The sequence below is a fragment of the Streptomyces sp. PL-25 genome (genome assembly GCF_058344915.1).
In genome coordinates this window covers 6656242-6672855 of record NZ_CP136997.1, presented here as the reverse complement: position 1 = coordinate 6672855, position 16614 = coordinate 6656242, and the positions used below count along the sequence as shown (strand labels likewise).

General features: G+C 74.8%; 17 protein-coding genes. 7 read left to right on the top strand and 10 right to left on the bottom strand.

Annotated elements, in window-relative coordinates; translation table 11 throughout:
* Window positions 1–203: 203 nt before the first annotated feature.
* Window positions 204–1352, top strand: coding sequence for an MGDG synthase family glycosyltransferase (locus R4Z62_RS29725; RefSeq protein ID WP_491521943.1), 1149 nt, complete (start codon window positions 204–206; stop codon window positions 1350–1352).
* A 28-nt stretch (window positions 1353–1380) separates the two neighbouring features.
* On the opposite strand, the gene R4Z62_RS29720 is transcribed toward R4Z62_RS29725, so the two are convergent.
* Both R4Z62_RS29720 and R4Z62_RS29715 read right to left on the bottom strand, forming a co-directional pair.
* Window positions 1381–1839: an RpiB/LacA/LacB family sugar-phosphate isomerase gene (locus R4Z62_RS29720; RefSeq protein ID WP_064536430.1), complete on the bottom strand. Its 459-nt coding sequence runs from the start codon at window positions 1837–1839 to the stop codon at window positions 1381–1383.
* A 10-nt stretch (window positions 1840–1849) separates the two neighbouring features.
* On the bottom strand, window positions 1850–2941 hold the full coding sequence (locus tag R4Z62_RS29715) for a serine/threonine-protein kinase (protein WP_237305467.1): 1092 nt from the start codon (window positions 2939–2941) through the stop codon (window positions 1850–1852).
* Window positions 2942–3262: 321 nt separating this feature from the next.
* Here R4Z62_RS29715 and R4Z62_RS29710 point away from each other — a divergent pair, with 321 nt between their 5' ends.
* Window positions 3263–3448 (top strand): hypothetical protein, encoded by a 186-nt coding sequence (locus R4Z62_RS29710; RefSeq protein ID WP_018566730.1) that lies wholly within the window; start codon window positions 3263–3265, stop codon window positions 3446–3448.
* A gap of 27 nt (window positions 3449–3475) precedes the next feature.
* Here R4Z62_RS29710 and R4Z62_RS29705 read toward each other — a convergent pair whose 3' ends face one another.
* From R4Z62_RS29705 to R4Z62_RS29695, 3 genes are all read right to left on the bottom strand, one after another.
* On the bottom strand, window positions 3476–4249 hold the full coding sequence (locus tag R4Z62_RS29705) for a sulfite exporter TauE/SafE family protein (RefSeq protein WP_064536428.1): 774 nt from the start codon (window positions 4247–4249) through the stop codon (window positions 3476–3478).
* Window positions 4250–4375: 126 nt separating this feature from the next.
* Window positions 4376–5881, bottom strand: coding sequence for a long-chain-fatty-acid--CoA ligase (locus tag R4Z62_RS29700; protein ID WP_491521400.1), 1506 nt, complete (start codon window positions 5879–5881; stop codon window positions 4376–4378).
* A 134-nt stretch (window positions 5882–6015) separates the two neighbouring features.
* Window positions 6016–7203, bottom strand: a complete 1188-nt coding sequence (locus R4Z62_RS29695) for a thiolase family protein (protein ID WP_491521399.1) — start codon at window positions 7201–7203, stop codon at window positions 6016–6018.
* A gap of 203 nt (window positions 7204–7406) precedes the next feature.
* Between R4Z62_RS29695 and R4Z62_RS29690 the strand changes: the two genes are divergently transcribed.
* The 3 genes from R4Z62_RS29690 (at window position 7407) to R4Z62_RS29680 (ending at window position 9599) form a co-directional block, all read left to right on the top strand.
* Window positions 7407–8228, top strand: coding sequence for an alpha/beta hydrolase (locus R4Z62_RS29690; protein ID WP_491521398.1), 822 nt, complete (start codon window positions 7407–7409; stop codon window positions 8226–8228).
* A 110-nt stretch (window positions 8229–8338) separates the two neighbouring features.
* Entirely contained in the window at window positions 8339–8821 is a 483-nt protein-coding gene (locus R4Z62_RS29685; protein WP_355484501.1) for a Dps family protein, read from the top strand.
* Between the two features lie 115 nt (window positions 8822–8936).
* Window positions 8937–9599, top strand: a complete 663-nt coding sequence (locus R4Z62_RS29680; RefSeq protein WP_064536423.1) for an HhH-GDP family DNA glycosylase — start codon at window positions 8937–8939, stop codon at window positions 9597–9599.
* A gap of 26 nt (window positions 9600–9625) precedes the next feature.
* Here the strand turns inward: R4Z62_RS29680 and R4Z62_RS29675 are convergent, their stop codons facing one another.
* Window positions 9626–10570: a Cof-type HAD-IIB family hydrolase gene (locus R4Z62_RS29675; RefSeq protein WP_491521397.1), complete on the bottom strand. Its 945-nt coding sequence runs from the start codon at window positions 10568–10570 to the stop codon at window positions 9626–9628.
* Window positions 10571–10887: 317 nt separating this feature from the next.
* On the opposite strand from R4Z62_RS29675, the gene R4Z62_RS29670 reads away from it, so the two are divergent.
* Together R4Z62_RS29670 and R4Z62_RS29665 are read left to right on the top strand one after the other, a co-directional pair.
* Window positions 10888–11700 carry an SAM-dependent methyltransferase gene (locus R4Z62_RS29670; RefSeq protein ID WP_491521396.1) on the top strand — a complete coding sequence of 271 codons (813 nt, stop codon included), beginning with the start codon at window positions 10888–10890 and terminating at the stop codon, window positions 11698–11700.
* Window positions 11701–11768: 68 nt separating this feature from the next.
* Window positions 11769–12296 carry an NUDIX hydrolase family protein gene (locus R4Z62_RS29665; protein WP_064536420.1) on the top strand — a complete coding sequence of 176 codons (528 nt, stop codon included), beginning with the start codon at window positions 11769–11771 and terminating at the stop codon, window positions 12294–12296.
* Window positions 12297–12326: 30 nt separating this feature from the next.
* Here the strand turns inward: R4Z62_RS29665 and R4Z62_RS29660 are convergent, their stop codons facing one another.
* From R4Z62_RS29660 to R4Z62_RS29645, 4 genes are all read right to left on the bottom strand, one after another.
* Window positions 12327–13799 carry an MFS transporter gene (locus R4Z62_RS29660; protein ID WP_355482252.1) on the bottom strand — a complete coding sequence of 491 codons (1473 nt, stop codon included), beginning with the start codon at window positions 13797–13799 and terminating at the stop codon, window positions 12327–12329.
* A 61-nt stretch (window positions 13800–13860) separates the two neighbouring features.
* Complete coding sequence (locus R4Z62_RS29655; RefSeq protein ID WP_491521395.1) at window positions 13861–14547, bottom strand: N-acetylmannosamine-6-phosphate 2-epimerase; 687 nt, start codon at window positions 14545–14547, stop codon at window positions 13861–13863.
* Window positions 14544–15587 carry an ROK family protein gene (locus R4Z62_RS29650; RefSeq protein ID WP_355482254.1) on the bottom strand — a complete coding sequence of 348 codons (1044 nt, stop codon included), beginning with the start codon at window positions 15585–15587 and terminating at the stop codon, window positions 14544–14546. Before R4Z62_RS29650 ends, R4Z62_RS29655 begins: the two co-directional genes overlap by 4 nt.
* Window positions 15584–16543 carry a dihydrodipicolinate synthase family protein gene (locus R4Z62_RS29645; RefSeq protein ID WP_355482256.1) on the bottom strand — a complete coding sequence of 320 codons (960 nt, stop codon included), beginning with the start codon at window positions 16541–16543 and terminating at the stop codon, window positions 15584–15586. Before R4Z62_RS29645 ends, R4Z62_RS29650 begins: the two co-directional genes overlap by 4 nt.
* Between the last annotated feature and the right edge of the window lie 71 nt (window positions 16544–16614).

Here is a 16614-nt window from a genome sequence, read left to right as displayed (position 1 = left end):
TTCGGGTGACGGCGGTTCGTTTGGCTGCGGTGGGTGAGGGTTACTCACTTCCAGTGTCGTCCGAAACGCCCGTACCGCCACCGGTGCCCGCCGCTCGGGGCCCCCTGACCGGCCCGGCCGCCGCCGCTCCCGCCGTGTTCGAGGGCCCCGCCGCCGAGGGGTCCGCCGCCGGGGCCGGGCGGCTGCTCGTCGTCAGCGCGTCCATGGGCTCGGGGCACGACACGGTCGCCGCCGAGCTGGTGCGCCGGGCCCGCGCCGCCGGGAAGGAGGCGCAGATCGTCGACGTACTGGAACTGCTGCCCTGGGGGCTGGGGACGGGGCTGCGCGGCGGCTATCAGGCCGCCGTACGGCACTGCCCCTGGGTCTACGCCGGTGTCTACGACCTCTTCCTGCGGCCCGGCCCCCGGCCCCGGCCGAGCGGGACTCCGCTGGCGCGGCTGGCCGGTGACCGGCTGCTGGAGCTGGTGCGCCGCTCGCGTGCCGACCTGGTGGTGCCGGTGTTCCATCTGGCGGCCCAGCTCACCGGCCATCTGCGGGCGCACGGGACGCTGCGGGTGCCCAGCGCGGTGGTCGTGGTGGACTTCGCGGTGCACCGCCAGTGGCTGCACCCCGGCAACGATCTGCACCTGTGCCTCACGGACCGGGCCGCCGACGAGGTGCGCGCGGCCCTGGGGCGGCCCGCCCGGGTGACCGGCCCGGTCGTGGACCCCGCGTTCTTCGCCGGACCGGCGCCCGGCACACCGGAGCCGACGCAGCCCTCGGAGTCGTCAGGGGCCCCGGAGCCGTCGGAGTCATCGAATTCGGATTCGGATCCGCATTCGCATTCGGATTCGTCGGAGTGGCGGCGCCGCTTCGAGCCGTACGGACCCGGTCGTCCGGCGGTCCTGGTCTCGGCGGGCGCCTGGGGGGCCGGGGCGCGGCTGCACCGCACCGCGCGGCTGCTCGCCGCGCACGGATACCTGCCCGTCGTGCTCTGCGGGCGCAACGACCGGCTGCGCCGCGCCCTGTCCACGGTTCCCGGGGTGCTCACGCCCGGGTGGGTGACGGACATGCCCGCCCTGCTGCGCGCCTGCGCCGCCCTGGTGGACAACGCGGCCGGGCAGACCGCCGTCCAGGCGCTCGCCGCGGGGCTGCCGGTCGTGGGCTACCGGCCGCTGCCGGGGCACGGGGCGGAGGGGGTCCGCCGGATGGCGGCGGCCGGAGTGTCCGACCACGTACCGGACGAGGCCGGGCTGCTGGCCTCCCTCGCCCGGCTGACGGCGCGCGGCCCGGAGCGCGAGCGGCGCGTTGCCGCCGGGCGCGCGCTGTTCCGCGCGGACGCGCTGGCGGAGGCCGTACGGCCGCCCGGCTGACCGCCCGCCTTCCGGTGGCCCCGGCCCGTCACGCCTCCTGCGCCCTCGCCTCGTCCAGGCGTCCGACGAGGGCGATGTTCTCGCGGTCCTCGGCGTCCTCGCTGGGCGCGGCGGTGAACCAGGCGTCGAGGATCTCGTCGAGCAGCGGCTGGGAGGTCAGCCGCAGGCCGAGGGCGAGGACGTTGGCGTCGTTCCAGCGGCGGGCGCCGTCCGCCGTGGCGGCGTCGGTGCACAGGGCGGCGCGGACGCCGGGCACCTTGTTGGCGGCGATGGACGCGCCGGTGCCGGTCCAGCAGCACACGACCGCCTGGTCGCAGCGGCCCTCGGCGACGTCCCGCGCCGCCGCCTGCGAGCACACCGCCCAGCGCGGGTCGCCGCCGGGGCGCAGCGCGCCGTGGGCGGTGACGTCGTGGCCGCGCTCGCGGAGCGCGGCGACCAGCGCGCGGGCCACGGGCGCGTCCAGATCGGAGGAGACGGAGATCCGCATGCCCGGCAGGCTACGCCTGGAACAGGCTCATGCCGAGCAGCAGTGCGCAGACGAACAGGGCCGCACCGCCGAGCACGGCGATCAGGCGGGAGTGGCGGCGCAGCGAGGTGCGCAGGCCGGGGCGGCGCGCGGGCACGCGGTGGACGGTGGTGTTCCAGCCGGTGTCCACGGCGGACGCCTGCGGGTGTGCGGCGTGGCCGGGAGCGCCCTGGGGCGCGGCCCGGTGCCGGGCGGGCGAGGCGGGCGCGTAGGGCTCGACGGCGTGGCCGGGCAGCTCCGGCGGCAGTGGTTCGGGGGCGCCCCGCCAGGCGCCGCTGCGGAACCAGTCCGCCGTCTGCCGGGCCGTGGGCCGCTCCTCGGGCCGCTTGGCGAGCATGCTCAGCAGGTACGCCTCGAAGGCGGGCGGCAGCACGGCGCCGCGCTGGTGCGGGGGTACGGGCGGGGAGTCGACGTGCTGGTAGAGCAGTCCGGTGGCGGTGTCCGACTCGAAGGGCGGGCGGCCGACGGCCAGTTGGTAGAGCACGCAGCCCAGTGAGTACAGGTCGGAGGCCGGGGAGGCGGGGGTGCCGATGGCGCGCTCGGGGGCCAGGTAGAGGCCGGTGCCGACGATCTGACCGGTGGTGGTGAGTCCGGCGGACGGGTCGTCGAGGAAGCGCGCGATGCCGAAGTCGCCGATGCGGACCGTGCCGTCGCGGTCGCTGAGCAGGTTGCCCGGCTTGATGTCGCGGTGCACGATGCCCTGGGTGTGGGCGGCGGCCAGGCCCTCGGCGGCCTGTTCGGCGACCTGGGCCAGCCGGTCGGGGGTGAGCGGGCCGCCCGCGTTCAGTTCGCCCGAGAGGCTGCCGCCGTCGACCAGTTCCATGACGAGGAAGCAGCGGTGCTCCCAGGTGCCGAAGTCGAGCGTGCCCACCACATGCGGGTGGTGCAGCCGGGCGGAGGTCTGCGCCTCCAGCCGGAAACGGGCCTCGGCCGAGGCGTCGGCGACGTCGCTCAACAGCAGTTTGACCGCGACCGGCCGGCCGAGGACCTCGTCCTGGGCCTGCCAGACCTCCCCCATCCCGCCCCGCCCGATGACCGCGTGGAGCCGGTACCGATCCGCCACCAGCACCTGTAGACCGCCCTCTGTCCCCGAAGTCGACACTGTCCCTGACCCCCCTGCGCCCGCCCCGTCCCGATGGTGGGCACGGCGGCAGCCGAGCCACCGCCTCCGGGTCGCGGCAACCGGCCCATCTTAACGATCACTTGGCCTGTCGCCGACCGGATCATTGCCCTGGCGGCCTCCGGGTGGACCGCGGGCCGACCGCCGTACTGGATCCTTCCGGGTGAAAAGCGGAACGTCGCTCTTCGTACCAGTATGTAGAACTGATCATGTATGTCATGGTCGCCCTGACCCGCTGATCCACTGGGAAGGGAGAGGACGACCTTGGACCCACTGACCTGGCTGCTCATCCCGCTGGCGACCGTGATCATGGCCGCTCTGTGGGGCCTCTGCGCGGGGCGCCCGCGGCGTGCCGACGACTGGACGAACGTGCAGCGCTACGACCGGCTGCGGGCGGCCCTGGCCCGCGCCACCGCGTCCGCCTCGGCCCCGGCGTCCACGGCCTCGTAGGGCGTAGGGCGCACCCCGGGCCGGGCCTCAGGTGAGCAGCAGCTGCACGCCCCCCACGACCGTCGCCGCGATCACCAGCCGTTCGAAGAGCCGCTGGTCGATCCGGTCGACGGCCCACCGGCCGAGCAGCGCCCCGGGCACCACGAACACCGCGAGGGACGCGTCGAGCAGCAGCGAGCGGCCGTCGATCAGGCCGAGGCCCGCGCTGAACGGCACCTTGGCGACGTTGACGATCAGGAAGAAGAAGGCCGACGTCCCGAGGAACCCGAGCTTGCGGAAGCCCGCGGAGAGCAGATAGAGCGACATCACCGGGCCGCCCGCGTTGGCGACCATGGTGGTGAAGCCGCCGAGGACGCCGTAGGAACGGGCCTTGAGGCGGCCGGAGCGGGTGGTGACCGCCTCGGGTTCGCCGGGGCGGTCGGCCGCCCGGCGCCGCAGGACCGTGACGGCCGCCATCAGCAGCAGGATGGCGCCGATCGAGACGCGTACGACCCCGTCGTCGGCCCACAGCAGGAACAGGGTGCCGACGACCACCCCGGCGGCGACGGCCGGGAACAGCCGCCACAGCGTGGGCCAGTGGGCGTGCCGCCGGTAGGTGAGCACGGCGAGGACGTCCCCCGCGATCAGCAGCGGCAGCAGCACCCCGGTCGAGGCGCGGGCGGGCAGCAGGGCCGCGAAGATCGCGAGGCTGACCGTGTTGGCCCCGCTGACGGCGGTCTTGGAGAAGCCGACGAGCAGGGCCGCGAAGGCGAGCGCCGCGAAGCCCCAGCCGGTGAGGTGCCACAGATTCATCGTGTCCATGCGGACACCGATGCTATGTCCGCACGCGCGGTGCGGGCTCCGGCGGGGTGTGCGTCAGATGTTCCGCCGGGTGTTCCGGCAGGTGTTCCGGCGTGTGGTCCGACGTGTGTTCCGGCGGGAGTCCCGTCAGGCGTACCGCGCCCGCAGCTCGCGCTTGAGCACCTTCATGCTGGGGCCGAGCGGCAGCGCGTCGGTGAACTCCACGCGGCGCGGGTACTTGTGGCGGCCCAGGTGCTCCTTGGCCCAGGCGGTGACGGCGGCGGCGTCCGGCCCGGCGCCGGGGGCCGGGACGACGACCGCGCACACCTCCTCGCCGTGCAGTTCGTCGGGCAGGCCGATGACGGCCGCCTGGGCGACACCGGGGTGGCGCAGCAGCACCTCCTCGACCTCGCGCGGGTAGACGTTGTAGCCGCCGCGGATGATGACGTCCTTCTTGCGGTCGACGATGCGCAGGAAGCCCTCGTCGTCCTTGGTGCCGAGGTCGCCGGTACGGAACCAGCCGTCGACCAGCGCCTCGGCGGTGGCCTCGGGGCGGCCGAGGTAGCCGGAGAAGACGTTGTGGCCGCGCACCACGACCTCGCCGACCTCGCCCGGCGGCAGCAGTTCGACGCGGTCCTCGGTCTCGGCGCGGGCGATCTCGACGTCCACGCCCCACAGCGGGTGGCCGATGGAGCCGGGCCGCGTGCCGAACACCGGCTGGTTGACAGCCGCCGCCGGGGAGGTCTCCGACAGCCCGTAGCCCTCGTGGATCCTCGCGCCGAACGCCGCCTCGAACCGCTCCAGCACGGCGACCGGCAGGGAGGCCCCGCCGGAGACGCACAGGCGCAGGTCCGGCAGGACGTCGGCGCCGGCTGCCGCGGCGGCCAGGGAGACGAACATGGTCGGCACGCCGTGGAAGGTGTTGACGCCCTCCTTCACCATCAGTTCGATCGCCCGGGACGCGTCGAAGCGCGGCAGCAGGACGAGGGTGGCCCCGGCCCGCCAGGTGGAGTTCATGGACACCGTCTGGCCGAAGGCGTGGAACAGCGGGAGCGCGCCGAGGGCGATGTCGTCGGGGCGGATGTCGTTGGCGTCGAAGGCGTTGACGGTCGCGTTCATCACCAGATTGAAGTGGCTGAGCACGGCGCCCTTGGGGACGCCGGTGGTGCCGCTGGTGTAGAAGACGACGGCCGGGTCGTCGGCGGCCCGGGTGACGTAGGAGGGCAGCGGTTCGGCACCGGCCGCCAGCGCCTCCAGTTCGGCGCCCAGGGTGACGACACGCACCCCGGTGGCGCGGGCGGCGGCGGTGCCCGTGTCCGCCTGCGCCGGGTGGCACAGCAGCAGTGTGGCACCGCTGTCCCGCAGGACGTGCTCGACCTCGGCGGCGGACAGCAGCAGGTGCACGGGGACGACGACCGCCCCGGCGGCGGCGATGGCGTAGTACGCCTGCGGGAACTCGGCGGTGTTGGGCGCCATCAGGGCGACGCGGTCCCCCGGCCGGATCCCGAGCCCGATGAGCGCCCCGGCCTGCGCGCGGGCCCGCTGCCACACCTGGGCGAAGCTGAGCCGCAGGTCGCCTTCGACGAGGGCGGTCCGGTGGGGGCGGCGGCGGGCGTTCTCGGCGAGGATCGCGGCGACGGAGAGGGTGGCCATGGGGGTGCTCCCTTGGTGGTGCTGTGGTGCGGCGATGGTGCTGATGGTGCTGGGGTGGGGCTCGGGTGGGATCGGTGGCGTGGGGGGTGCGTGCGGCCGGAGAGCCGGGGGCGGGGCGGCGCAGGGCGGGGCGGTCAGGGGCGTTCGACCAGGACGGCGCTGCCCTGGCCGACGCCCACGCACATCGTGGCGAGGCCGCGGGCCGCGCCGGTGCGGTTCATGCGGTGCAGCAGCGTGGTGAGGATGCGGGCGCCGGAGCAGCCGAGCGGGTGGCCCAGCGCGATGGCGCCGCCGCTCGGGTTGACCAGGTCCTCGTCGATGCCGAGCTGGTCGACGCAGGCGAGGGCCTGAGCCGCGAACGCCTCGTTGAACTCGGCCTCCTCGATGCCGCCGATCTCCCATCCGGCGCGGGCCAGCACCTTGCGGGTGGCGGGGACGGGGCCGATGCCCATCACGTCCGGGTGCACGCCCGCCGAGGCCCCGGCGACATAGCGGCCCAGGGACGTCAGACCGAGGTCGTCCAGGGCATCCTCGCTCACCAGGAGCAGTCCGGCGGCGCCGTCGTTCATCGGGGAGGCGTTGCCCGCGGTGACCGTGCCGTCCGTGCGGAAGACGGGCCGCAGCCGGGCCAGCTTCTCGTACGAGGTGTCCTCGCGGACGCACTCGTCGGTGTCGACCAGGACGCCGTCGGGGCGCTCGACGGGCAGGAGTTCCCGGTCGAAGTGGCCCTCGGCGCGGGCGCGGGCGGCGCGCCGGTGGCTGCGCAGCGCGAAGTCGTCCTGCCGCTCGCGGGTGATGCCGTACCGGACGGCGACCTCCTCGGCGGTCTCCCCCATGGACAGCAGCCCGTGCAGGTCCTTCATCGCCGGGTTGACCAGGCGCCAGCCGAGCCGGGTGTCGTACGTCTCCATACGGTGCGGCAGCGCCTCGTCCGGGCGGGGCAGCACGAAGGGGGCGCGGCTCATCGACTCGGAGCCGCCCGCGAGCACGATGTCGGCCTCTCCGGCGGCCACGGCGCGCGCGGCGGTGGTGACCGCCTCCAGGCCGGAGGCGCACAGCCGGTTGACGGTGGCGCCGGGCACGGACTCGGGGAGTCCGGCGAGCAGGGCGGCCATCCGGGCGACGTTGCGGTTGTCCTCGCCCGCCTGGTTGGCGGCGCCCCAGTAGATGTCGTCCACGCGGGCCGGGTCGAGCGCGGGCGCGTCGGCGAGCAGGGCGCGCAGCACCGCGGCGGCCAGGTCGTCGGGGCGCACGGAGGACAGGCTGCCGCGCACCTTGCCGATCGGGGTGCGGCGGGCGGCCGCGAAGTGGACGGGGCGCACGGCAGGTCTCCCAGGAGGCTCGCACGGTGGCGTACGGACCGGCGGCGGCCGCGCGGGCCCGGACGGGCACTCGGCCGGCTCGGCCGCGTACGGCCAACAACCATTAATTAGCACTGCTAGTTTTATACTGTTCTGGACTATAGCCCGCGGACCGGCCCGCTGGGAAGATCCCCGCAGGGTCCGCCGACGCCGCTGGAGGAGACATGAGCGACACCCGCGAGCACGTCCTCACCGGGTCCCGGGGCGCCGTCCGCGTCCGCGTGTGGCCGCACCCGCGCCCGCGCTTCCTCGCCCTGCTGGTCCACGGCTACGGCGAGCACGCCGGGCGGTACGTGGAGGTGGCCGGTGTGCTCGCCGGGCTCGGCGCGGCGGTGTACGCCCCCGATCACCGGGGTCACGGCGGGTCGGCGGGCGAGCGGGCGGTGATCGAGGACTTCGAGGACGTGGTCGCCGACGTGCACGCCGTGGCGGACCTCGCCCGCGCCGCGCACCCGGGGCTGCCGCTGGTCCTGCTCGGCCACTCCATGGGCGGTCTGATCGCGGCCCGCTACGCCCAGCGGTACGGCGCCGAGCTGACCGCGCTCGTGCTGTCGGGGCCGGTCATCGGCGCCTGGGAACTGCCGGGCCGGCTGCTCGCCCTGGACGAGATCCCCGACACGCCGATCAGCCCGGCGGCGCTCTCCCGGGACCCGGCGGTCGGCGCCGCGTACCGGGCGGACCCGCTGGTGTGGCACGGCCCGATGAAGCGGCCCACGCTGGAGGCGTTCGCGCGGACCCTGCGGACGGTGGCCGAGGGCGGGGACGTGGGGCGGCTCCCGGTGCTGTGGCTGCACGGCGACGACGACCGGCTGGTGCCGCTCGCCGGGAGCCGGGTCGGCGTGGAGCGGCTCACCGGCGGCCGGGGCGGCGGCGACCTGGCCGAGCGGATCTATCCGGGCGCCCGGCACGAGGTGTTCCTGGAGACCGACCGGGCCCAGGTGTTCGCGGACGTGACGGCCTTCCTCCAGCGGGTCCTGCCCCGCTGACCCGCACCGCCTCCGCGTGCGGTCCGGCCGGGGCGGGGCCGGTTTGCGACGGTGTCCGGCGGGCACCCGCCCGGTACGCCAGAGACGACCCCACGAGGGAGAACCACCGCATGACTGTCGTGAAGAGCACGATTCCCGAGTCGGCACGCCAGGTCACCGGGGAGGCGCTGCAGAGCACCCTGGTGGACCTCCTCGGCCTGTCGCTGATCGGGAAGCAGGCGCACTGGAACATCGTCGGCCCGCGCTTCCGCTCCATCCACCTGCAACTGGACGAGGTGGTGGCCTCGGCCCGCGAGTTCGCCGACACCGTCGCCGAGCGCTCCTCGGCGCTCGGTCTGCCGCCGGACGGCCGCCCGGAGACGATCGCCTCCGCGTTCACGCTGCCCGGCCCGAAGGACGGCTGGATCCGCGACGACGACGTCGTCCAGGTGATCGTCGAGGCCCTGGAGGCGGCCATCGCGCGGCTGCGCGAGCGTATCGAAGCGACCGAGAAGCCGGACCCGGTCACCCAGGACCTGCTGATCACGATCACCGCGGAGCTGGAGAAGCAGCGCTGGATGTTCGCGGCCGAGAACGTCTCCCGCGACGACTGACCGCACGACCGCCGAGAGGTGTCGGCGGCCCCCGACGGGTGCCGCGGGACGACCGGCGAAAGGGGCGCGTGATGGACGAGGCCGTCGAGATCGCCGAGGCCGTCGGAGCCGTCCGGTGAGCGCGGGGACACGGAGCCGCGAGGCCGAGATCGTGCGCGACCTGGTCGCCGAGCACGGCGAGACCTTCGCCCACGAGGCCGGTATCCCGCTGAAGGACACCCCGCAGCCGCTCTACCGGCTGCTGGTCCTCGCGGTGCTGCTCAGCGCCCGTATCCGCGGCTCGGTCGCCGTCGCGGCGGCCCGGGAGCTGTCCGAGGCCGGGCTGCGCGATCCGCGCAGCATGGCCGCGGCCGACTGGCAGCGGCGCGTGGACGCGCTGGGCCGCGGCGGCTACCGGCGCTACGACGAACGCACCGCCACCCAGCTCGGCGAGGGTGCCGAACTGGTCCAGGAGCGCTGGGGCGGCGACCTGCGGCGGCTGCACCGGGAGGCGGGCGGCGACGTGGCGGCGCTGCGCGATCTGCTCCAGGAGGTCCCGGGCCTCGGCCCGGCGGGCGCCGACATCTTCCTGCGCGAGGCGCAGGCCGTGTGGACCGACATCGCTCCGTACCTGGACGCCAAGGCGCTGTCCGGTGCGGAGCGACTCGGGCTGCCCGAGGACCCGGAGCGGCTGGCCTCGGTGGCGGGCGACACGGATCCGGCCGCCCTCGCGGCGGCGCTCGTGCGCGCGGCGCTCGACAAGAAGGTGGCGGAGAAGGTGGCGGAGTCCGTCGGGTGAGCCCGGCGCCCGCACCGTACGCCGCGTCAGTCCCGTACGCCGGTGCCCGTACCCGCCGCGCGCGGCTCGGCCGACAGCAGCTCCGCCGGCAGGTCCAGCAGGCGGGCGATGGTGCGCAGGACGCCGTTGTCGTTGTTGGAGGGGGCCAGGTGGCGGGCCCGCCGGACGACCTCGGGGTGCGCGTTCTCCATGGCGAACGACCACTCGGCGGCGTCCAGCATCTCCAGGTCGTTGAGGTAGTCGCCGAACACCAGGGTCTGCGCGGGCGTGATGCCCAGGTCCCGCTGGAGGCGGCGCAGCGCGGCGCCCTTGTCGGCGGTGCGGTTCATGACGTCGACCCAGTGCTCGCCCGAGACGACCACCTGGTGGGTCGCGGTGAACGGCGCCAGGGCCGGGGCGACGGTCCGCTCGGCGGATCCGAAGTCGAAGAGCGCGACCTTGATGATGTCGTCGTCGACCGCGGTGGCGTCCGCCACGACACGGTGCCGTACGTAGTACTTGCGGACCTCGGCGAGGAACGGCTCGTCGCTGCGCTCGACGTAGGCGGACCGCTTGCCGCAGACCACGGCGCCGACGTCGGCGCCGCGCCCGGCCAGTTCCCGCACGGTGGCGACCAGCCGGGCGGCCACGGCCGCGTCCAGCGGGTCGGAGCTGAGCTCGACGCCGTCACGGACGACGTAGGTGCCGTTCTCCGCGATGAACACCATGCCCTCGTCGGCACCGGCGAACTGCTCGGCCAGCGTGGCGTACTGGCGTCCGCTCGCCGGGCTGAAGAGCACTCCGCGGCGGCGCAGCTCGGCCAGGACCGGCCACAGCCCCGGCGGGATCCGCTTGCCGTCGTCGAGGAGCGTGCCGTCCATGTCCGTGACGATCAGACGTATGTCGGCAGGGGCGCCGGACCCGGCGGATCCGGCGGGGCCGGGGGCGCCGTCGTCGGCGGTGGTGAGCGCGGGCGAGGGGGTGCTGGACATGTACCGGTTCCTGTGGGAGAGCGGAGCGGGCGGGCGGTGCGGCGGCGGGCCGGGGGCGGGGTCGCACGGCCGGGCCCCGGCCCGCCGGTCTCCGAGACAAACACGGCGCGCGCCCCGCGGGCAAACGCCGTCCGCGGGGCGCGCGTCCGGGCCGGTCCGCCGATTCCCGGGACACCGTGATCACCGCGCGGCACAATGGCTGGGACCGGCGGGTCGACGACGCCGCCGTGATACACGCGTAGACGGGACCGGGACGTACGACCGGGCACTGACGACCGGGACGTACGACGGACACAGACGAACCAGGGAGCACGGACGTGAGCGAGAGCAACACCCCGTCGGGCGGGTCGCCGAGGCTGAACACCGGGGTGGCGCACAACGCGCGGGTCTGGAACTACTGGGTGGGCGGCAAGGACAACTACGAGGTCGACCAGCAGGTCGGCGAGCACGTCGCCGGGATGTTCCCGGTGATCCGCGAGGTCGCGCGCGCGGACCGCGAGTTCCTGGGCCGGGCGGTGCGCTTCCTGACCGCCGAGCGCGGGATACGGCAGTTCCTCGACATCGGCACCGGACTGCCCACGGTCGACAACACGCACGAGATCGCCCAGCGGCTCGCCCCCGACGCGCGGATCGTGTACGTCGACAACGACCCGATCGTCCTCGCCCACGCCCGCACCCTGCTGACCAGCACCGCCGCCGGGGCCACCGACTACATCGACGCCGATGTGCACGACCCGGACGCCATCGTCGAGCGGGCCTCCGAGACCCTGGACCTCGGCCGCCCGGTCGCGGTGATGATGCTCGGCATCCTGAACTTCGTCCTGGACACCGACAAGGCCCGCGAGATCGTCCGCCGGGTCGTGGCGGCCGTCCCGCCGGGCAGCTTCCTGGTCCTCACCCACCCGACCCTCGACGCCGACCTGGGCGGCGAGGGCAACGTGGGTGCCATGGCGTTCTGGAACGAGAACGCCACTCCCCCCATCACCGCCCGGCCGCGCGCCGAGGTCGCCGCCTTCTTCGAGGGCCTGGACCTGGTCGAGCCGGGCCTGGTGCCCTGCTCGCGGTGGCGGCCCGGGGCCGGGCCGTCCGCCGTGGTGCCGCAGTTCGGCGCGGTGGCCGTGAAGCCGTGACGCGAGGCGGCGCCCCGCCGCCCTCCCCCTTCGGGAATGACTGAAAGTATGATCAAGCAATGTCTGACATGACCGAGATCACGCCCGGTTGGCTGAGCACCGACGAACTGGAGTCGGCGCGCGCCCGCATGCCGATCCTGTACGTCGAGGCGGTGCCGGTGCGCGTGGACGACAGCGGCGAAGTGACCAGCATCGGACTGCTGCTGCGCATCGGACCGGACGGCACGGTCAGCCGGACGCTGGTCTCCGGCCGGGTGCTGCACCACGAGCGGGTGCGCGACGCCCTGCTGCGCCACCTGGAGAAGGATCTCGGACCGGTGGCGCTGCCCCGGGTGCCCGCCTCCCTCCAGCCGTTCACGGTGGCGGAGTACTTCCCGACGGCGGGCGTCACGCCGTACCACGACCCGCGTCAGCACGCCGTCTCGCTCGCGTACGTCGTCCCGGTGGCCGGTGACTGCCGGCCCCGGCAGGACGCCCTGGACCTGGTCTGGTTCACGCCGCAGGAGGCGGTCTCCGCCGCCCTCCAGGGCGAGATGCCGGGCGGGCACGGCGTCCTGCTGAAGCAGGCGCTGGCGCACGTCGGGTACGTGGCCTGACGCTGGGCCGCGCGGTGCACGGCCCGGCCCTCAGGGGCGCGTGCGCTGCGGTGTGCCCCGCGGCGCCCCGCCGACGCCCTCGTCCACGAGGTGGTCGGCCGGGCCCTCCGGGTCGAGCAGCCGGCCCAGCCTGCCCGGCACGTCGAGACCGACCAGCAGCACCACGATCATCGTCCCGGCGAAGGTGAGGACGGCCAGCGCCTGCCCCAGGTCCATGCCCGAGGCGAGGTGCGCGCCGAGCACGGGGGCCACGGCGCCGCCCAGCGCGCCCACGTTGTAGGTGAAGCCCAGGGCGGCGGCCCTGGAGTGGGTCGGGAAGTGCCCGCCGATGTAGCGCGGCAGCAGCCCGGAGATGCCGAAGCTGGTGGCCTGGAGCACGAACAGCAGCACGCCGAGCAGCGGCAGGCTGTCCTTGACCGCGAACACCGGGAAGACGAAGGCCAGCGAGGCGAGCAGGGTGAAGGCGTACGCCTTCTTGGTGCCGATCCAGTCGCCGACGAAGCCCGCCAGCCAGCAGCCGGCCATCGTGCCGAAGCCCGCGTAGAACAGCACGTCGGTGACCTGGCCCGGGTCGTAGCCGAGGTCGGACTTCAGATAGGTGGGCAGCAGCGCCTGGATGGGCCAGGAGTACAGGAACGCGAAGAAGATCGTCACGATCATCGACACGTGGAGCAGCCAGCCGCGCCGCCCGCCGAGCTGCACGGCGAAGGCGATCAGGCAGATTCCGGCCACCACCGACAGCAGCGGCACCAGGCCCCCGCCGAGCGGGGTGAAGACCGCGAAGAGCGAGACGGTGGCCGCGACCGCGAGTACGACGTTCGTGGTGGCCCTCGCGGGGGTGGCGAAGAGCGGGCGGAACGGGTTGGGCCGCTGTCCGCGCTCGGCGACGGACGCCTTCCAGTCGGCGGCCTCGGGCAGGGCGCGGCGCATCCACAGCGCGATCAGGACGGGGATCAGGCCCAGATAGAACATCCAGCGCCAGCCGAGGTTCGGCACCACCCACTTGTACACCTCGGCGGCCAGGACCGTGCCCACCGAGTAGCCGGAGATCAGGAAGCCGCTGGCCCGGTTGCGCATGTGCACCGGCCAGCTCTCCATCACATAGGTGGCGCTGGACGAGTACTCGCCGGCCATGCCCATGCCGATGGCGAGCCGGGCGACGAACAGGCTGGTGTAGTCCCAGGCGAACCCGCAGGCGAAGCTGCCCAGCGAGTACAGCAGGATGCTGACCACCATCGACAGCTTCCGGCCGAAGCGGTCGCCGAGGGCGCCGAGCACCGCCCCGCCGAGCCAGCGGGTGATGAAGGCGGCGGAGACCAGGCTGGCGGCCTGGACCGTGTCCAGGTGGAAGTCGTCGCTGATCTCGGTGAGCACCAGGGTGATCAGGACGAAGTCGAAGCCGTCGAGCAGATAGCCGATCCAGGCGGCGAAGAACGACTTCCACTGGCTGCGGCCCACCTGGCGGTACCAGGGGGCCGAGGGCGGCGCGGTGGTGTGGTGCACGGTGACTCCAGGATGCCGGACGGACTCGTCGTCGAGTGCGGTCGGGAACGAGGGAGAACGCTCAGGGACGGGTGAGACGGGTCACGAACCGCCGGGTGAGGGCGGTCGGGGCGGTGATGGCGGTGCCGACGACGACGCTGTGGGCGCCCCTCTCCAGCGCGGCGGCGGCCTCCTCGGGGGTGCCGATACGGCCTTCGGCGACGACCGGGGCGGCGGTCGCGGCGGCGAGGGCGGCGACCAGGTCCAGGTCGGGGCCGGACCGCCGCGGGGACCCGGGCACGTATCCGGACAGGGTGGTGGAGACGAAGTCCGCGCCCTGCCCGGCGGCGCGCACGCCTTCCTCCAGAGTGGCGACGTCGGCCATGACCAGGGCGCCCGCCGCGTGCACGGCGGCCACCAGACCGGCGAACGAGCCGCCGTCCGGGCGGGGCCGTGCGGTGGCGTCGGCGGCGACCACGTGCGCGCCGGCCTCGGCGACGGCGAGCGCGTGGTGCACGGTCGGGGTGATGTAGACGCCGGTGTCGCCGTCCTTCCACAGGCCGATCACGGGCAGGTCCACGGCGGCCCTGACGGCGGCCACCACCTCGGGTTCGTTGACGCGGATGCCCGCGGCGCCCCCGGCCGCGGCGGCGCGGGCCAGCGCGACCAGGGTCGGCGTCTCGCGCATCGGGTCGCCGGGCGGTGCCTGGCAGGAGACGATCAGCCGGCCGCGGACGGCGGCGGCGACGGTTGCCGCGGACAGGGTCATCGGGTTCCTCCGGGTACGGGCTGGGGCACGGCCGGACCGGTCGCGGGGGGCGCGGGGCCGTGCAGCGGGGTGGTGCGGGTGAGCAGGGCGGCGCCCCGGACGGCCGCGTCGGCGCCCAGGCGCGGGGGCACGGGGCGCAGCGCGCGCAGCGGGGCCATCAGTTCCGCGCGGAAGGCTTCGGTGAGCGCGGTCCAGTACAGCGCGCCGATGCGCGGTACGCCGCCGCCGACGACGACCCGGTCCGGGCCCAGCGCGTTGGCCAGGCCGCCCAGGACCCGTCCGGCGGCGCGGGCCCCGGTGGTGATCGCCCGCCGGGCGGCGGCGTCGCCCCGCGCGGCGCGCCCGGCCACGTCCTGGAGCCGGCCGACGGGCTCTCCTGCGAGCCGTCCGTACAGGGCGGTGATGGCGGGCCCGGCGGCCACGGCCTCCAGATGGCCGCTGCCGCCGCAGGTGCAGGGCAGCCCCTCGGCCTCCGGGCTGGGCACATGGCCGAGGTGACCGGCGATGCCCGCGCTGCCGTGCAGCATCCTGCCGTCGACCGCGACGGCGCCGCCGACCCCGGTGCCCACGGCCGCCAGCAGGAGCGAGCGGCGCGACCCGTCGAGCGCGGCCAGTTCCGTGGCGGCGGTGGCGCGTACGTCGTTGTCGCAGGCGACCGGCAGGCCGGTGCGCGCGGACAGGCCCGCGGCCAGCGCGGTGCCGGCCCAGCCGGTGAGGGAGTCGGTGGCGCTGGTGACGGTCCCGGTGACCGGGTCGATGACACCGGCGGCGGCGACGCCGATCGCTCCGGCGCCGCCGTCCACCTCGCGGGCGGCGGCGGCCAGCGCGTCCAGGACCGCCGCCGCGCCCGCGCGGGCGGGGGTGGGCCGGGTGTACCGGCGCAGCACCGTGCCGTCGACGGCGACCAGGGCGGCGTCGATCTTGGTCCCGCCGAGGTCGAGGCCGATGACGGGACCGGCCGACGTGCCCGTCTCGGGACCGGCCGCCCTGTCCGTCTCGAGACCGGGTCCGGCCGTACCGGACGGCTGGGCGGCGGTCATCGGGCCGGGGTGAGTCCGGCGGCGCGCAGCCGGGCGTCGACGGCGGCGACGGACGAGGCGCTCAGCCCGATCTGCGGGAACGCGGTGTCGGCGTGGTCGATGACGCCCAGCAGCCGCAGCGCGGCCTTGAACGCGCCGAGCGCGGAGGAACTGCGGCCCATCTCGTCCTCGGGGCCCGCGTCGACCATGGCGAACAGGGCGGCCAGCCGCTCCTGCTCCGCGGCCGCGCGCGACCAGTCACCGGCTCGGGCCGCGTCGTGGAGGCGTACGTATCCGGCGGGGTCGATGTTGCCCAGACCGGGGACGACGCCGTCGGCGCCCGCGAGCAGCGCCGCGTCCACGGTCAGCTCGGACCCGGTCAGGACCGAGAAGGCGGGGGCCGGTCCGGCGTCACGTCCTTCCCGGCCGCCGAGGGCGACGAGCAGGCGGCGCAGCGAGCCCTCGTCGCCGCTGCTGTCCTTGACGCCCGCGAGGGTGCCGTCGGCGGCCAGGTCGAGCACCAGGGCGGGCGAGAGCTTGCTGTGCACGGAGACCGGGAGGTCGTAGGCGAACAGCGGCAGATCCACCCGGTCCCGGACACGGCGGAAGTGCCGGGCGGTCTCCCGGGGGTGGGTGCGGGTGTAGAAGGGCGCGGTGGCCACCAGCGCGTCGGCCCCGAGCCGGGCCGCGGCGCGGGCGTGGTCGAGGACGCGGGGCGTGGTGGTGTCGATGACCCCGGCGAGCACCGGCACCCGGCCGTCGACCACGTTCACCACGGTCTCCAGTACGGCACCGCGCTGCTCGTCGGTGAGGTAGGCGACCTCACTGGTGGAGCCGAGGGCGAACAGGCCGTGGACCCCGCCGGCGAGCAGGTGCTCGACCAGCCGGGCCAGGGAGCCCGTGTCGACGTCTCCCTGGGCGTCGAGCGGGGTGCAGACGGGCGGGACGACTCCGCGCAGGGGTGCGGTCAAGGGCATAAGTACTTCTCCGTGGATGGTGCCGGACAGGGACGTAGGACGTCTGACGTCCGAACTTTAAGCATCCTCCG

Coding starts and splice junctions, on each gene's coding strand:
- R4Z62_RS29700 (WP_491521400.1), bottom strand. CDS start 5,881: ATGGCCACCCTCTCCGTCGCCGCGATCCTCGCCGAGAACGCCCGCCGC.
- R4Z62_RS29720 (WP_064536430.1), bottom strand. CDS start 1,839: ATGCGGATCTCCGTCTCCTCCGATCTGGACGCGCCCGTGGCCCGCGCG.
- R4Z62_RS29725 (WP_491521943.1), top strand. CDS start 204: ATGGGCTCGGGGCACGACACGGTCGCCGCCGAGCTGGTGCGCCGGGCC.
- R4Z62_RS29675 (WP_491521397.1), bottom strand. CDS start 10,570: ATGTCCAGCACCCCCTCGCCCGCGCTCACCACCGCCGACGACGGCGCC.
- R4Z62_RS29690 (WP_491521398.1), top strand. CDS start 7,407: ATGAGCGACACCCGCGAGCACGTCCTCACCGGGTCCCGGGGCGCCGTC.
- R4Z62_RS29665 (WP_064536420.1), top strand. CDS start 11,769: ATGACCGAGATCACGCCCGGTTGGCTGAGCACCGACGAACTGGAGTCG.
- R4Z62_RS29645 (WP_355482256.1), bottom strand. CDS start 16,543: ATGCCCTTGACCGCACCCCTGCGCGGAGTCGTCCCGCCCGTCTGCACC.
- R4Z62_RS29705 (WP_064536428.1), bottom strand. CDS start 4,249: ATGGACACGATGAATCTGTGGCACCTCACCGGCTGGGGCTTCGCGGCG.
- R4Z62_RS29685 (WP_355484501.1), top strand. CDS start 8,339: ATGACTGTCGTGAAGAGCACGATTCCCGAGTCGGCACGCCAGGTCACC.
- R4Z62_RS29650 (WP_355482254.1), bottom strand. CDS start 15,587: ATGACCGCCGCCCAGCCGTCCGGTACGGCCGGACCCGGTCTCGAGACG.
- R4Z62_RS29655 (WP_491521395.1), bottom strand. CDS start 14,547: ATGACCCTGTCCGCGGCAACCGTCGCCGCCGCCGTCCGCGGCCGGCTG.